The following is an 18,114-nucleotide window of genomic DNA, read 5'->3' on the forward strand; positions in this document are numbered from 1 at the left end:
CCAGGGCACCCTGCGCCGCGAAGAGGGCGGGCCGCAGCGCTTCCTGGCCTCCCTCGCCGAGGCCTGGACCCACGGCGCCCCCGTCGACTGGCAGACCGTCCACGGCGCCCGGGACTCCGCGCGCGTCGACCTGCCCACGTACGCCTTCCAGCGCGAGCGCTACTGGCTGGAGGTGGCCGGCTCCGGTTCCGGCGACGTGTCCGCCGCCGGTCTCGGCGCCGCCGACCACCCCCTCCTCGGCGCGGCCGTCCGCCTCGCCGACGGGGACCAGGCGGTCCTCACCGGCCGCCTCTCGCTGCGCACCCACCCCTGGCTCGCCGACCACGCCGTGAACGGCACCGTCATCCTCCCCGGCACCGCGTTCGTCGAGCTGGCCGTCCGCGCCGGCGACGAGGCCGGCTGCGACACCCTCGACGAACTGACCCTGGAAGCCCCGCTCGTCCTGCCGCCCGAGAGCGCGGCCCGCCTCCAGCTCGTCGTCGGCGGCCCCGAATCCGACGGCCGCAGGCCCGTGACCCTCTACTCCCTCCCCGAGGACGCCCCCGAGGGCACCCCGTGGACCCGCCACGCCACCGGCCTGCTGCTCGACGCCCGCCGCGAAGCGGCCTTCGACCTCTCCGCCTGGCCGCCGCCCGGCGCCGAACCCGTCTCCCTCGACGGCTTCTACGAGGCCCTGGCCGGCACCGGCTACCAGTACGGGCCCGCCTTCCAGGGCCTGACCGCCGTGTGGAAGCAGAGCGACGGCGACGAGATCTACGCCGAGGTCGCCCTCGCCCACGAGCAGCACGACGACGCCGCCCGGTTCGGCCTGCACCCCGCCCTCCTCGACGCCGCCCTGCACGCCGGCCTGGTGCCGGCCGCCCGCGGCGAGGCCGACGGCGTACGCCTGCCGTTCTCCTGGAACGGGGTCACCCTGCACGCGGTCGGCGCGACCGCGCTGCGCGTGCGGATCTCCCCGGCCGGGGAGGACGGCGTCGGCCTGGAGATCGCCGACGCCACGGGCCGCCCCGTCGCCACCGTCGGCGCCCTGGTGTCCCGGGCCGTCACCGCCGCGTCCCTCGACGCCGGGCCGGCCACCGACGACTCCCTGTTCCGGCTGGACTGGACGGCCGTGGACACCGACGGCCTCCCGCAGGACGCCGCGCCGCACGACTGGTGCGTGCTCGGCGAGGACCGCCTCGGCGTCGAGGCCGCCTTCCAGCGGCTCGGCGCGTTCCCGCAGGTCTTCGACGACGTGGCCACCCTCGGCGACGCCGTCGCCGCCGGACTGCCCGCCCCCGAGGTCGTCGTCCTGCCCGTCGGCGGCGCCCCCGCCCCGGACGCGGACTCCCCGGCCGGCGCGCTCGCCGACGCGGTGCGCGCGGAGACCGCCCGCGTCCTGACCCTCCTCCAGGAGTGGCTCGCCGACGAGCGGTTGGAGGGAGCGCGGCTGGCCGTCGTCACCCGCGGGGCCGTCTCCGTACGCCCCGGCGAGGACGTCACCGACCTGGTCCACGCCCCGCTGTGGGGCCTGGTCCGCTCCGCCCAGGCCGAGAACCCGGGCCGGCTGCTGCTCGTCGACCTCGACGCGGCCTGCGCCACGCCCGAGGACGCCGCCGCGGCCCTCCCCACGGCCGTGGCCGCCGCACGGCGTGCCGACGACCCGCAGGCCGCCGTACGCGACACGGCGGTGCTCGCGCCGCGCCTGGTGCGCGGGACCGCCCCCGGCGGCACCCTGACGCCCCCGCGGAACGCCGACGGCTGGCAGCTCGCCTCCTCCGGCGGCACCCTCGACCACCTGGCCCTGGTGCCCGCCGGGACGCGGCCGCTCGCCGAGGGCGAGGTCCGTGTCGCGGTCCGCGCCGCGGGCCTGAACTTCCGCGACGTGATGATCGCGCTCGGCATGTACCCGGGCGACGCGACCATGGGCAACGAGGGCGCCGGCACCGTCACCGAGACCGGCCCCGGCGTCACCGGACTCGCCGTCGGCGACCGCGTGATGGGCCCGTTCCCCGGTGCCTTCGGCCCGCACACGGTGACCGACCGGCGCGTCGTCACCCGCATCCCCGACGGCTGGACCTTCGAGGAGGCCGCGTCCGCGCCGACCGCCTTCCTCACCGCCTACTACGCGCTGGTGGACCTCGCCGGCCTGAAGGCCGGCGAGCGGATCCTGATCCACGCCGCCGCGGGCGGTGTCGGATCGGCCGCCGTACGGATCGCCCGGCACCTCGGCGCCGAGGTGTTCGGCACGGCCAGTGAGGGCAAGTGGGACGCGCTGCGCGCGGCCGGTCTCGACGACGCCCACATCGCCTCCTCCCGTGACGCCTCCTTCGAGGAGCGCATCTGCGCCGCCACCGGCGGCGAGGGCGTCGACGTCGTCCTGAACTCCCTCGCCGGCGAACTCACCGACGCCTCGCTGCGGCTGCTGCCGCGCGGCGGCCGCTTCGTCGAGATGGGCAAGACCGACGTCCGCGACCCGCAGGACGTCGAACGGGACCACAGCGGGGTCGCCTACCGGGCCTTCGACCTCGCCGAGGCCGGACCCGACCGGATCGCGGAGATGCTCACCGAACTGGGCCGGCTCTTCGAGACGGACACGCTCCGGCCCCTCCCCGTCCGCGCCTGGGACATCCGGCGGGCCCCCGAGGCCTTCCGGTTCATGAGCCAGGCCAAGCACACCGGCAAGATCGTGCTGACGGTTCCGCAGGGCTGGGACCCGGCCGGTACGGTCCTGGTCACCGGCGGCACGGGCACCCTGGGCGCACTGGTCGCCAAGCACCTGGTCACCACGCACGGCGTACGGCACCTGCTGCTGGCGGGCCGGCGCGGCCCGGACGCCCCCGGCGCGGCCGAACTCGTCGCGGAGATAGCCGAGTTGGGCGGCACGGCCGAGGTGGTGGCGTGCGACGCCGCCGACCGCGACGCGCTCACCGCCCTCCTCGCGGCCGTCCCGGCCGACCGGCCGCTGCGCGGAGTCGTCCACACCGCCGGAGTCCTCGACGACGGCGTGATCGCCTCCCTCGACGCCGACCGGCTCGGCGCCGTCCTGCGGCCCAAGGCGGACGCCGCCGCGCTCCTCCACGAGCTCACCCGCGACCTGGACCTCACCGCCTTCGTCCTGTTCTCCTCCGCCGCCGGCGTCATCGGCGGCCCCGCCCAGGGCAACTACGCGGCCGCCAACGCCTTCCTCGACGCCCTCGCCCAGCACCGCTGCGCCCGGGGCCTGCCCGCCACCTCGCTCGCCTGGGGCCTGTGGGGCGAGGCCAGCGGCATGACCGGCCACCTCTCCGAGGAGGACGTGGCCCGCATGGCCCGCTCCGGCATGGTCGCCTTCTCCCCGGCCGAGGGCCTCGCGCTCCTCGACGCCGGCACGGCCGGCGGCGCACCCCTGCTGGTCCCCGTACGCCTGGACCAGGCCGCCCTGCGCACCATGGCCACCACCCACACCCTGCCCGCGCTCGCCCGCGGCCTGGTCCGCGTGTCCGCCCGCCGCACCGTGGAGAGCGCCGACGGCGCCGGCGGCTCGGCACTCGCCCGCCGGCTGACCGCACTGAGCCCCGACGACCAGCTGCGGACCCTGCTCGACCTGGTCCGCACCCACGCGGCCGCCGTCCTCGGGCACTCCGCCGCCGAAGCCGTCGGCGCCGAAAGGGCCTTCAAGGAGCTCGGCTTCGACTCGCTGACCGCCGTCGAGCTGCGCAACCGCCTCGGCGGGGCCACCGGACTGCGGCTGCCCGCGACCATCGTCTTCGACCACCCCACCCCCGCCTCCCTCGCCCGTCAGCTGCGCACCGCGCTCGTCGGCGACGCCGGGACGGAGCGGCGGGACGAGGACAACGCCCCCCTCACCGCCCCGGCCGCCGACGGCGACCCGGTCGTGATCGTGGGCATGGCCTGCCGCTTCCCCGACGGCGTGGACTCGCCCGAAGCGCTGTGGCGGCTGGTCGCCGCCGAGGGCGACGCCATCGGCGCCTTCCCCGCCGACCGCGGCTGGGACCTGGACGCCCTCTACGACCCGGAGCCCGGCACGCCCGGCCGCACGTACGTCAAGGAGGGCGGGTTCCTGCACGACGCGGGCCGCTTCGACGCCGAACTCTTCGGGATCTCCCCGCGCGAGGCCCTCGCCATGGACCCGCAGCAGCGCCTCGTCCTGGAAGGCGCCTGGCAGGTCTTCGAACGGGCCGGCATCGACCCCGCCACCCTCAAGGGCACCCGCACCGGCGTCTTCGTCGGCGCCGTCCCGTCCGGGTACGCCACCGAGCTGCGCGAGATCCCCGAAGGCGTCGAGGGCTACTTCGGCACCGGCCTCTCCAACAGCGTCATCTCCGGCCGCGTCGCCTACAGCTTCGGCCTCGAAGGCCCGGCCGTCACCGTCGACACCGCCTGCTCCTCCTCGCTGGTCGCCCTGCACCTGGCCGCGCAGTCCCTGCGCCAGGGCGAGTGCTCGATGGCGCTGGCCGGCGGCGTCGCCGTCATGTCGACCCCCGCCGAGTTCGTCGAGTTCGGCCGCCAGCGGGCGCTCGCCGCCGACGGCCGCGCCAAGGCCTTCGCGGGCGCGGCCGACGGCACCGCCTTCTCCGAGGGCCTCGGCGTGCTCCTCCTGGAGAAGCTCTCCGACGCCCGCCGCAACGGCCACCGCGTCCTCGCCGTGGTCCGGGGCTCCGCCACCAACCAGGACGGCGCCTCCAACGGCCTCACCGCCCCCAGCGGCCCCGCCCAGCAGCGCGTCATCCGCCAGGCCCTGGCCTCCGCCAAGCTCTCCGCCCAGGACGTCGACGCCGTCGAGGCCCACGGCACCGGCACCAAGCTCGGCGACCCCATCGAGGCGCACGCCCTGCTCGCCACCTACGGCCAGGGCCGCGACGCGGACCGGCCGCTGTGGCTCGGCTCCCTCAAGTCCAACATCGGCCACACCCAGGCCGCGTCCGGCATCGCCGGCGTCATCAAGTCCGTGATGGCCCTGCGGCACGGCGTCCTCGCCAGGACCCTGCACGTCGACGAGCCCTCCCCGCACGTCGAATGGTCCACCGGGGCCGTCGAGCTGCTCACCGAGCAGCGGGCCTGGCCCGAGACCGGCCACCCGCGCCGGGTCGGCGTCTCCTCCTTCGGCCTCAGCGGCACCAACGCGCACGTCATCCTGGAGCAGGCCCCGCAGGCCGCCTCCCCGGACCGCGACCGGGCGCCCGAGGACACCGCGCGCCCGGCGGTGGCCGGGGTCCTCGCCGCCACCGTCCCCTGGACCCTCACCGGCAAGAACCCCGCAGCCCTCCAGGCACAGGCGCGGCGGCTGTACGACCACCTCGCCGCCGACGTCGACCTGTCCCTGTCCGACGTCGCCCTGTCCCTGGCCACCACCCGGGCACGCCTGGAGCACCGGGCCGCCGTCGTCCTCGGCAGCCGCGAGGAGGCCCTCGCCGGACTCGCCGCCCTCGCGGACGGCGCGCCCGCCGGACGCACCGTCACCGGCGCCGCCGACACCGAGGGCAAGACGGTGTTCGTCTTCCCGGGCCAGGGTTCGCAGTGGGCCGGGATGGGTGTCGAACTCCTGGACTCGTCGCCGGTGTTCGCGGCCCGGTTCGCGGAGGTCGCGGCGGCCGTGGAGGCGCATGTCGACTGGTCGGTGGAGGAGGTGCTGCGCGGGGACGGGGACGGCCTGACCCGGATCGAGGTGCTCCAGCCGGTCCTGTTCGCGGTGATGGTCTCCCTGGCCGAGCTGTGGCGGGCGGCGGGCGTGGTGCCCGACGCGGTCGTCGGCCACTCGCAGGGTGAGATCGCGGCCGCGGTCGTCTCGGGTGCGCTGTCGCTGGAGGACGGCGCCAAGGTCGTCGTGCTCCGCTCGCAGCTGTTCGCCGACGAGCTGGTGGGCCGGGGCGCGGTCGCCTCGGTGTCGCTGGGCGCGGACGCGGTCCGGGAGCGTATCGCCCGGTACGGGGACGCGCTCTCGATCGCCGGGATCAACGGTCCGGGTACGGTCACCGTCGCCGGCGAGGTCGCCCCGCTGGAGGAACTCGTCGCCGCCCTGGAGGCCGAGGGGGTGCGGGCCAAGGTCATCCCCTCGACGGTGGCCTCCCACTGCGCCCAGGTCGACCGCCTCAAGGACCAGGTGATCGGACTCCTCTCGTTCGTCCGGCCGCGCGCCGGCTCCGTCCCGCTGTACTCCACCGTCACCGGCGAGGTCCTGGACGGCTCCGAGCTGACCGCCGCCTACTGGTACGAGAACTGCCGGCAGCCCGTCTCCTTCGAGCCCGTCGTCCGCTCCCTGATCGCCGACGGACACCGTGTGTTCGTCGAGTCCAGCGCCCACCCCGTCCTCGTGTACGGGGTCATGGAGACCGCGGAGGACGCCGGGTCCGAGGCCCTGGCCCTGGGCACCCTGCGCCGCGAGGAGGGCGGCCTGGCCCGCTTCTACACCTCCCTCGCCACCGCCTGGACCCGCGGCGTCGACGTCGACTGGACCTCCGTCCTCGCCGGACGCGGCGCCCGCGCCGTCGAACTCCCCACGTACGCCTTCCAGCAGCAGCGCTACTGGCTGGCCTCCGGCCCCGCCGAGGCCGACGCCCCGCAGGGCGCGGCCGAGGAGACCGAGGGCGCGTTCTGGTCGGCCGTGGAAGCCGGCGACCTCGACTCCCTGGCCGAGACCGTCGGCCTCGACGGCGACCGCCCGCTGCGCGAGCTGCTGCCCGAGCTCGCCACCTGGCGGCGCGGCCGCCGCGAGCGCTCCACCGTCGACTCCTGGCGCTACGACGTCGACTGGACCCTGCTGCCCGAGGACGCCACCGACCGGCTCACCGGACGCTGGCTCGTCGTGGAGCCCCTGCGGGCGGCCGACCCCGAGCGCACCGCGGCCATCGTCGCCGCGCTCGCCGCGCACGGCGCCGACGTCCACCGGCTCGCCCTCGACCCGGCCGGAGCCGACCGCACGGCCTGGGCCGCGCTGCTGCCCGGCGACCCGCTCACCGGCGTGGTCTCCCTGCTCGGCGACGCGGCCGACCGGGACGCCGTGGCCACCGGCACCCTCGTCCTCGTCCAGGCGCTGAACGACGCCGGAGTGAGCGCACCCCTGTGGGCGCTCACCCACGGCGCCGTCGCCACCGGTCCGGCGGACGCGCCCGCCGACCCCGTCCAGGCCCAGGTGTGGGGCCTCGGCCGGGTCGTCGGCCTCGAACAGCCCCGTACCTGGGGCGGCCTCGTCGACCTGCCGGCGGAGCTGGACGAGCGGGCCTCGGCCCGGCTCGCCCGGGTCCTCACCGGCCTCGGCGACGAGGACCAGGTCGCGGTGCGCTCCGGCGGAGCCTTCGGCCGCCGGCTGGTGCGCGCCCCGCTCGGCGACCGCGAGCCGGTCCGCCGCTGGGAGCCGTCCGGGACCGTCCTGGTCACCGGCGGCACCGGAGGCGTCGGCGCCCGAGTCGCCCGCCGCCTCGCCGCCACCGGCGCCGCCCGCCTCGTCCTCACCAGCCGGCGCGGCGCCGACGCACCCGGGGCGGCGGAACTCGCCGCCGAACTCCGGGCCCTGGGCGCCGAGGTCACCATCCCGGCCTGCGACGTGTCCGACCGCGAACAGCTCAAGGCGGTCCTCGACGCGATCCCGGCCGGGCAGCCCCTGACCGCCGTCGTCCACGCCGTCGGCATCGTCCAGTCGACCCTCGTCGACGAGATGACCACCGACGAGTACCGGAAGATCAACGAAGGCAAGATCGACGGCGCCCGCCACCTCGACGAGCTGCTCGGCGACACCGCACTCGACGCGTTCGTCCTGTTCTCCTCGAACTCCGGTGTCTGGGGCAGCGGCCGCCACGGCGGCTACGCCCCCGGCAACGCCTGGCTCGACGCGTTCGCCCAGCAGCGCAGGGCCCGCGGCCTGACCGCCACCTCCCTCGCCTGGGGCGCCTGGGGCGGCGGCGGCATGATGGAGGGCGAGGGCGTCGAGGAGTACATGCGCCGTCGCGGCGTCATCGAGATGGACCCCGAACTCGCCCTGAACGCGATGGTCCAGGCCGTGGAGCACGACGAGGTGTTCCGCGCCGTCGCCGACGTCGAATGGGAGCGCTTCGCCCGCGGCTTCACCTCCGGCCGCCCCAGCCCGCTCATCCAGGGCGTCCCGGAGGCCCGCGCCGCCCTGAAGGCCGCCGAGGAACCCGCACAGACGGCGGCGGCCGCCACCGGGGCCGCGGCCCGGCTCGTCGAGGAGCTCACCGCGGCCGGCCCCGCCGACCGCGAGACGATCCTCCTCGACCTGGTGCGCGAGAAGGTGGCCGGCGTCCTCGGCCACGACTCGGGCGACGCCATCGAACCCGGCCGCGCCTTCAAGGGCCTCGGCTTCGACTCGCTGACCGCCGTCGAACTGCGCGACCGGCTCGGCGCCGCCACCGGCCTCAAGCTCCCCGCCACCATCGTCTTCGACTACCCCAACCCGGCGGCCCTCGCAGGGCACCTGCGCGGCGCCCTGCTGCCGGAGTCGACGGCACCCGTCGGCTCGGTCCTCGACGAGCTCGACCGCCTCGAGGGCGCGCTCGCCGCCACCGCGCCCGACAGCGACACCCGCACCAAGCTCAAGCAGCGCCTCGAAGCCCTGCTGTGGACCGTGGGCGGCACCGACGCCACCCCGGACGAGTCAACCGGCGAAGGCCTGCAGAGCGCCACCGCCGACGACATGTTCGCCCTGCTCGACAAAGAGCTGGGCACCTCCTGACACATCCGGGAGGGGTGTCTCCCCGGACGGGCCACGACCACGGTCCGTCCGGGGAGGCACCCCTTCCCCCATCCCACCCGCCGGCCAGCGATCCGCCCCACGGGGCCCACGGAGATACCGACCATGGCGAACAACGAAGAGAAGCTCCTCGAATACCTCAAGCGGGCGACGGCCGACCTGCAGCAGACCCGCAAGCGGCTGCAGGCCGCCGAGTCGGCCGGCCACGAACCGATCGCGATCACCGGCATGGCCTGCCGCTACCCCGGCGGGGTGAGCTCCCCCGAAGACCTGTGGGAGCTGGTCGCGGCCGGCGGCGACGCCGTCGGCGACTTCCCCGTCAACCGCGGGTGGGACATCGAATCCCTCTACGACCCCGACCCCGACAAGCCCGGCACCAACTACGTGAAGGAAGGCGGCTTCCTGCACGACCTCGACGAGTTCGACGCCGGCTTCTTCGGGATCTCCCCGCGCGAGGCCCTCGCCATGGACCCCCAGCAGCGGCTCCTGCTGGAGACCGGCTGGGAGGCCGTCGAACGCGCCGGGATCGACCCCACCACCCTCGCCGGGAGCCTCACCGGCACCTTCGTGGGCTTCAGCGCCATCGACTACACCACCGGCATCCTCCAGGCCCCGGAGGAACTGGAGGGCTACCTCGGCACCGGCAACCTGGCCAGCGTCATGTCCGGCCGGCTCTCCTACTCCCTCGGCCTGGAGGGCCCGGCCGTCACCATCGACACCGCCTGCTCCTCCTCCCTCGTCGCCCTGCACATGGCCGCCCAGGCCCTGCGCAACGGCGAATGCTCCATGGCCCTCGCCGGCGGTGTCACCGTCATGTCGAACCCCGCCGGGTTCGTGGAGTTCAGCCGCCAGCGGGCGCTGGCCGCCGACGGCCGCTGCAAGGCCTTCGCCGCCGCCGCCGACGGCTTCGGGCCCGCCGAGGGCGTCGGCATGCTCCTCGTCGAACGGCTCTCCGACGCCCGCCGGGCCGGCCGCCGGGTCCTCGCCGTGATCCGGGGCACCGCCGTCAACCAGGACGGCGCCAGCAACGGGCTCACCGCCCCCAACGGCCCCGCGCAGATGCGGGTCATCAAGCAGGCCCTCGCCAACGCCCGCGTCTCCGCCGCCGACGTCGACGCCGTCGAGGCCCACGGCACCGGCACCACCCTCGGCGACCCCATCGAGGCGCAGGCCCTGCTCGCCACGTACGGGCAGAACCGGCCCGCCGACCGGCCGCTGTGGCTCGGCTCCGTGAAGTCCAACATCGGCCACACCTCGGCGGCTTCGGGCGCGGCCGGCGTGATGAAGATGGTCATGGCGATGCGGGGCGGCCTGCTCCCGCAGACCCTGCACGTCGACGCGCCCTCCCCGAAGATCGACTGGGACTCCGGCGCCGTGGAACTGCTGACCGAGCCGCGCGCCTGGCCGGAGACCGGCCGCCCGCGCCGGGCCGGCGTCTCCGCGTTCGGCATCAGCGGCACCAACGCGCACGTCATCCTGGAGCAGACCCCCGAGGACCCCGGAACGGACACCGAGGCCGAGCCGGCCGAGACCGGCCCCGGCCGCCCCGCCGTCCTGTCGGGCCCCGTGGACGGCACCCCGTGGCTCCTGTCCGGCCGCACCGCCGCCGCCCTGCGCGGCCAGGCCGGACGGCTCGCCGCGCACGCCGCAGCGCACCCCGGCGCGCACACCGCCACCGGCGTCGCCCTGGCCACCACCCGGGCCGCCTTCGACCACCGCGCGGCGATCACCTCCCTCACCTCCGCGCAGGACACCGGGCGCGCCCTCGCCGCCCTCGCCGGGGGCGACACCGCGACGGGCGTCCACCAGGGGCAGGCGGGCACCGGCAAGACGGTGTTCGTGTTCCCCGGTCAGGGCTCCCAGTGGGCGGGCATGGCCGTGGAGCTCTACGGGGCCTCCCCGGTGTTCGCGGCCCGGCTGGACGCGTGCGCCGCGGCGCTGGCCCCGTACACGGACTGGTCGCTGCTGGAGGTGCTGCGGCAGCAGGAGGGCGCGCCCGGTTTCGACCGGGTCGACGTCGTGCAGCCCGCTCTGTGGGCGGTGATGGTGTCCCTGGCGGAGCTGTGGCGTGCGGCCGGTGTCGTTCCGGCGGCGGTCGTCGGGCACTCGCAGGGTGAGATCGCGGCCGCGGCCGTCTCGGGCGCGTTGTCGCTGGAGGACGCGGCGAAGGTGTCCGCGCTGCGGGCCCGGGCCATCGTGGCCCTGGCGGGCAAGGGCGGCATGGTGTCCGTCGCCGACACCGCCGACGCGGTCCGCGAGCGGATATCCGCCTGGGGTGAGCGCCTCGCGCTCGCTTCGGTGAACGGTCCGCGGTCGACGGTGGTCTCGGGTGATCCGGAGGCCCTGGACGAGCTGATGGCGGCCTGTGAGGCCGACGGTGTCCGCGCGCGTCGCATCAACGTGGACTACGCCTCCCACGGTCCGCAGGTGGAGTCGATCCGCGACGAGGTCATCGGCCTGCTGGCCGGGATCGAGCCCCGGACGGCCGAGGTCCCGTTCTTCTCGACGGTGACGGGGGAGTGGGCCGACGGGTCGGAGCTGGACGCCGAGTACTGGTACACCAACCTCCGCCGCACCGTCCGCTTCCAGGACGCCGTCACCGGCCTCCTGGAACGCGGCCACAAGGTCTTCGTCGAGTCCAGCGCCCACCCGGTGCTGACCATCGGCGTGCAGGAGACCATCGACGCCACGGAGCCGGCCGCCGTCACCCTCGGCACCCTGCGCCGCGACGAAGGCGGCCCCCGGCGCTTCCTGGCCTCCCTGGCCGAGGCCTGGACCCACGGCGCCCCCGTCGACTGGCAGGCCGTCCACGCCGGCCAGGACGCCTCCGGCGTCGAGCTGCCCACCTACGCCTTCCAGCGCGAGCGCTACTGGCTGACGGCCACCGCCGCCGGCGCCGGCGACGTGTCCGCCGCCGGTCTCGGCGCCGCCGACCACCCCCTCCTCGGCGCGGCCGTCCGCCTCGCCGACGGCGGCCAGACCGTCCTCACCGGCCGCCTCTCGCTGCGCACCCACCCCTGGCTCGCCGACCACGTCGTGGCCGGAGCCCGGGTGCTGCCCGGCGCCGCGTTCGTCGAGCTGGCCGTCCGCGCCGGCGACGAGGCCGGCTGCGACACCCTCGACGAACTGACCCTGGAAGCCCCGCTCGTCCTGCCCGACGAGGGCCCCGTACTGCTCCAGATCGTCGTCGGCCCCCCTGACACCGGCTCCAGGCGCACCGTCGCCGTGTACGGCCGCCAGGACGCCGCCGACGGCCCCTGGACCCGCCACGCCCAGGGCGTGCTCAGCCTCGCCGAGACCCCGCAGCCCGGCCGCGAGCTCACCGTCTGGCCCCCGGCCGGCGCCGAGCGCGTGGACCTCGACGGCTTCTATGAGGGGCTGTCGGGGTCGGGGTACGGGTACGGCCCGGCCTTTCAGGGGTTGGCCGAGGTCTGGCTCCCGGGCGACGGTGTCGGGGTGTACGCCGAGGTGGTGCTGCCCGAGGATCAGCAGGAGGACGCCGGCCGGTTCGGCCTCCACCCGGCCCTGCTCGACGCCGCGCTCCACGCGCTGGCGGTGAGCGGGCCGGAGACGGAGGACGGAACGGCCTGGCTGCCGTTCGCGTGGAGCGGAGTGCGCCTGCACGCCGCGGGAGCCTCGCGCGTGCGCGTGCACCTGACCCCGGCCGGCCCGGACGAGGTGGCCCTCACGGTCGCCGACGCCACCGGCCGCCCCGTGGCCTCCATCGCGTCGTTCGCGTCGCGGCTGGTGTCCGCCGGGGAACTGTCCGCCGCCGCGGCCGCCGCCGGAGCCACCGGCGGGGCGAGCACCGTGACGCGTACGCCCGTACGCCGGACGGCCGCCTCGCAGGACGCGGCGGAGGCCGAATCGTTCGCACAGCGGCTGGCCGCGCTCTCCCCGCAGGAGCAGGAGCGCACGGTCACCGACCTCGTCCGTACCCGGGTGGCCGCGGTCCTCGGCCACCCGGAGACGGAATCGGTCGAGGCGGAACGGGCCTTCCGGGAGCTCGGGTTCGACTCGCTGACCGCGGTCGAGCTGCGCAACCGGCTCACCGCCGCGACCGGCCTGTCCCTGCCCGCGACCCTCGTCTTCAGCCACCCGACCCCGCTTGCCCTCGCCCGGCACCTCCTCGGCCAGCTGGGCACCGCCCGCGGCGCGCAAGCGCCCGGGCTGCGTGAACTCGCCGCCCTGGAAGCCGTACTGGCGGACGCCGACCCGGACGGCACCGCCCGCGACACCGTCGCCAAGCGGCTCGAAGCGCTGCTGTGGAAGTGGCGCGGAACCGAAACGGAGGCGGACGTCCTCGACGACGACGCCCTCGCGTCGGTGACGGACGACGAGATCTTCGCACTGATCGACAAGGAACTGGGAGCTTCCTGACCTGCTCCTCTGTCCCATATCCACTTAGGAGTACCGAGCATGTCGACGAGCAACGAAGAGAAGCTCCGCGAATACCTCAAGCGCGTCACAGCCGATCTGAGCCGTACCAAGCAGCAGCTGCGCGACGCGGAGGACGCCGGGTACGAGCCGATCGCCATCGTTTCGATGGCCTGCCGGTTCCCGGGCGGGGTCACCGACCCCGAGGGCTTCTGGAACCTCGTGGCGTCCGGTACCGACGCGATCGGCCCCTTCCCGGCCGACCGCGGCTGGGACACCGACCTGTACGACCCCGACCCCGACGCCCCCGGCAAGACGTACGTCCGCGAGGGCGGCTTCCTCCAGGGAGCCACCCTCTTCGACCCGGAGCTCTTCGGCATCTCGCCGCGCGAGGCGGCCGCCATGGACCCGCAGCAGCGGCTGTTCCTGGAGACCGCCTGGGAGACCCTGGAGCGCGCGGGCTACGACCCGCTGTCGCTGAAGGGCACCGAGACGGGCGTCTTCGTCGGCGCCGTCGCCTCCGACTACGCCTCCCGGCTGGACGCCCTGCCGGACGGCGTGGAGGGCTACATCGGCACCGGCACCATGTCGAGCGTCCTGTCCGGCCGGGTCGCCTACGCCTTCGGGCTGGCCGGCCCCGCCGTCACCGTCGACACCGCCTGCTCCTCCGGCCTGGTCGCCCTGCACCTGGCCGTGCAGGCCCTGCGCCAGGGCGAGTGCTCGCTCGCCCTGGCCGCGGGCGTGGCCGTCATGGCCAGCCCCGCCGCGTTCGTGGAGTTCAGCCGCCAGCGCGCGCTGGCCGCCGACGGCCGCTGCAAGGCCTTCGGTGCCGGCGCCGACGGCACCACCTGGTCCGAGGGCGCCGGAGTGCTGCTCGTGGAGCGCCTCTCCGACGCGCGCCGCAACGGCCACCAGGTCCTCGCCGTCATCCGCGGCTCCGCCCTCAACCAGGACGGTGCCAGCAACGGTCTCACCGCCCCCAGCGAGCCCGCGCAGCAGGAGGTCATCCGCCGCGCCCTCGCCAACGCCCGGCTCAGCCCGCAGGACGTGGACGCGGTCGAGGCGCACGGCACCGGCACCTCCCTCGGCGACCCGATCGAGGCCCAGGCCCTGCTCGCCACCTACGGGCAGGAGCACTCCGCCGACCGGCCGCTGTGGCTCGGCTCGTCGAAGTCCAACATCGGGCACGGCGGCCCCGTCGCCGGCCTCGCCGGCGTCATCAAGATGGTGCAGGCGCTGCGCCACGGCGTGCTCCCCAAGACCCTGCACGCCGACGAGCCGTCGCCGCACATCGACTGGTCCTCCGGCGGCGTCCGGCTGCTGAACGAGTCCCGCGACTGGACGCGCCGTGGCGAGGAGCCCCGCCGGGCCGGCGTGTCCTCCTTCGGCGTGAGCGGTACCAACGCCCACGTCATCCTCGAAGAGGCCGCCCCGGCCGACCTGCCGGCGGCGCCGTCCCCCGAGGACGGCGGCGGCGCGCCCGTGCCGTGGATCCTCTCCGGCCGCACCCAGGCCGCCCTGCGCGAGCAGGCCGCCCGCCTCCTGGCCCACGTCAGGGACGGCGCCGCGCCCGCCTCCACCGGCTTCTCGCTGGCCACCACCCGCACCGCCCACCCGGTGCGCGGCGCGGTCACCGCCGCCAAGCACGAGGAGTTCCTCGCCGGGCTCGCCGAGCTCGCCGAGGGCGACACCACCGGGGTCACCGCCGCCGCGGGCGCGGACCGCCCCGTCTTCGTCTTCCCCGGCCAGGGCTCCCAGTGGGCGGGCATGGCCGTGGAACTGTACGACTCCTCCCCGGTGTTCGCCGCCCGCCTCGACGAGTGCGCCGAGGCACTGGCCCCCCACACCGACTGGCCGCTGCTGGACGTCCTGCGGCAGAAGGACGGCGTCCCCGGCTTCGACCGGGTCGACGTCGTGCAGCCCGCCCTGTGGGCCGTGATGGTCTCCCTCGCCGAGCTGTGGCGCTCCCACGGGGTGCGCCCGGCCGCCGTGCTGGGCCACTCGCAGGGCGAGATCGCGGCCGCGGCCGTCTCGGGCGCGCTGTCGCTCCAGGACGCGGCGAAGGTGTCCGCGCTGCGGGCGAAGGCGATCGTGGCCCTGGCCGGCAAGGGCGGCATGGTTTCGGTGGCGGACGTCGCCGACGCGGTGACGGAACGCATCTCCGCCTGGGGCGAGCGGCTTGCGCTGGCCTCCGTCAACGGCCCCCGCTCCACGGTGGTCTCCGGTGATCCGGAGGCCCTGGACGAGCTGATGGCGGCGTGCGAGGCCGACGGCGTCCGCGCCCGCCGCATCAACGTCGACTACGCCTCGCACTCCGCGCAGGTCGAGTCGATCCGCGACGAGGTCATCGGCCTGCTGGCCGGGATCGAGCCGCGCACCGCCGAGATCCCCTTCTTCTCCACCGTCACCGCGGGCTTCGTCGACGGCACGGAACTCGACGCCGAGTACTGGTACACCAACCTGCGCACCACCGTCCGCTTCGAGGACGGCGTCCGCAGCCTCCTGGCCGCCGGGCACGGCCTGTTCGTCGAGGCCAGCGCCCACCCCGTCCTCACCATCGGCGTCCAGGAGACCATCGACGCCGCCGAGGCCCCGGCCGCCTCCGCCGCCGTCACCCTCGCCACCCTGCGCCGCGACGAGGGCGGCCCGCAGCGCTTCCTCACCTCCCTCGCCGAGGCCTGGACCCACGGCGCCACCGTCGCCTGGCCCACCGTCTTCCCCGAGGGCGCCCAGCGCGTCGAGCTGCCCACCTACGCCTTCCAGCACCGCCCGTACTGGCTCGACGCCGCGCCCTCGGACCCGCCGGCCCCCGGCCCCGTCGCGCACGGCGGCGACGAGGTCGACGCCGCCTTCTGGGCGGCCGTGGACAGCGGCGACCTGGCCCCCCTCGGGGTCGGCGCGGACCAGCCCCTCGGCGAGGCGCTGCCCGCCCTGGCCGCCTGGCGCCGCACCCGCCGCGAGAAGTCCGCGATCGACTCCTGGCGCTACCGCACCGTGTGGACGGTCGCCGAGACCGCCGCACCGCAGCTCACCGGCACCTGGCTGATCGTGGAGTCCGAGGGCGGCGACGACACGGTCGCCGCGGCCGCCGCCGACCGCCTCGCCGCCCAGGGCGCCCGCACCGTCCGCATCCCCGTCGACGTCTGGGCGAGCGACCGGTACACCCTCGCCCAGCAGCTCCACCAGGAGCTCACCGCCGAGGGCGAGGACCGCGTCACCGGGATCCTGTCCCTGCTGTCCCTCGACGAGCGGCCCCACCCCGACCACCCGGAGCTCCCGCTCGGCCTGGCCGGCACGGTCACCCTCGTCCAGGCGGTCCTCCAGGTCCGCGAACTCGCCGAGTTCGACGCCCCGGTGTGGTCCCTCACCCAGGGCGCCGTCTCCGTCGGCGACTCCGACCCGCTCACCAGCCCCGTCCAGGCCGCCGTGTGGGGCCTGGCCCGCGTCCTGGTCCAGGAGCACCCGCGGCTGTGGGGCGGCATCGTCGACCTGCCGCAGCAGCCCGACGAGGAGGCCTGGAAGCGGCTCGCCGGCGTCCTCACGGAGCCCGGCGACGAGGACCAGCTCGCCGTACGGTCCTGGAACGTCCTGGTCCGCAGGCTGGTCCGGGCGCCGCTCGGCGACGCCGAACCGGCCCGCACCTGGCAGCCGTCCGGCACCGCCCTCATCACCGGCGGCACCGGCGGCCTCGGCGCGCAGACCGCCCGCTGGCTCGCCCGCGCGGGCGCCGAACACCTGCTGCTGATCAGCCGCAGCGGACCCGGCGCCCCCGGCGCCGACGCCCTGGAAGCCGAACTCACCGGGCTCGGCGCCAAGGTGACCATCGCCGCGGCCGACGTGTGCGACGCCGCCGCACTCGCCGCCGTCATCGGGGCGCTGCCCGCCGACGCCCCGCTGACCTCGGTGTTCCACACCGCCGCCGTCCTCGACGACGGCATGATCGACTCGCTCACCCCCGACCGCATGGAGCGCGTCCTCGCCGTCAAGGCGCGCGGCGCCCTCAACCTCCAGGAACTGACCCGGGACAAGGAGCTCACGGCCTTCGTCCTGTTCTCCTCCTTCGGCGCCGCCTACGGCTCCGCGGGCCTGGGCAACTACACCCCCGGCAACACCTTCCTCGACGCCCTCGCCGAGCAGCGCCGCGCCCTCGGCCTGCCCGCCACCGCCGTCGTGTGGGGCACCTGGGAGGGCAGCGGCATGGCCGACAACGGCGTCGGCGAACGCGCCCGCCTCCAGGGCGTCTGGGAGCTCCCCCCGGAGCTCGCCACCGCCGCGCTCCAGCAGTCCCTCGACCACGAGGAGACCAGCCCGGTCGTCATCGACATCCGCTGGGACAGCTTCTCGCTGGGCACCAACACCGAGCGCAACAGCCCCCTGTTCGAGATGGTCCCCGAGGCGGCGAAGCTCCTCGCCCGGGCCGAGGCCACCGCCGCCGCCGAGGCCGAGGACGCCGACGGCGCCGCCGACGCCCTGCTGCACCGGCTCACCGGCCTCCCGCCGGCCGAGCAGGACCGCGTCCTGCTCGACCTGGTCCGCAAGCAGGCCGCCTCCGTACTGGGCCACGGCACCGCCGGCCCGGAGGCCCTGGCCGCCGTCGGCCCCCAGCGGGCCTTCCGCGAGCTGGGCTTCGACTCCCTCAGCGCGGTCGAACTGCGCAACCGGCTCGGCGCCGCCACCGGCCTGAGCCTGCCCTCCACCCTGGTCTTCGACCACCCGACGCCCGTCGAGCTCGCCGCCCTGCTGCGCACCGAACTCCTCGGCGACACCGACGGCCTGGACCCGCTGCTCGACGAGATCGACCGGCTCGGCGCCGTCCTGGCCGGGGCCGCGCAGGCCACCCCCGAAGACCGCGGCCGGATCGGCAGCAGGCTCCACGCGCTGCTCGCCGCCTGGAACGCCACCGCAGCGGACGCGGCGCCCGCCTCCGACGCCGACCTCGACGCGGCCTCGGACAGCGAGCTCTTCGACCTGCTCGACGACGAGTTGGAGACGCAGTGACCCCGCGCCCGCAACGACCGCGCCGTGTTGGCTTCCCGTTCCCGGTAGGTGAG

General features: G+C 75.8%; 3 protein-coding genes. All 3 read left to right on the forward strand.

Annotation, left to right across the window (positions count from 1 at the left end; all coding sequences use genetic code 11):
* A partial coding sequence (locus ACZ7IF_RS32805) for a type I polyketide synthase (RefSeq protein ID WP_470979051.1) occupies positions 1–8,668 on the forward strand: 8,668 nt, incomplete at its 5' end.
* Positions 8,669–8,782: 114 nt separating this feature from the next.
* Entirely contained in the window at positions 8,783–13,066 is a 4,284-nt protein-coding gene (locus ACZ7IF_RS32810) for a type I polyketide synthase (protein ID WP_470979113.1), read from the forward strand.
* 18 nt (positions 13,067–13,084) lie between these two features.
* The gene (locus ACZ7IF_RS32815) at positions 13,085–18,061 is read left to right on the forward strand and encodes a type I polyketide synthase (RefSeq protein ID WP_470979116.1); all 4,977 of its coding nucleotides are present in this window, start codon (positions 13,085–13,087) and stop codon (positions 18,059–18,061) included.
* The last annotated feature ends 53 nt before the right edge of the window (positions 18,062–18,114 follow it).

This window comes from Streptomyces sp. NPDC037421, from assembly GCF_055602105.1.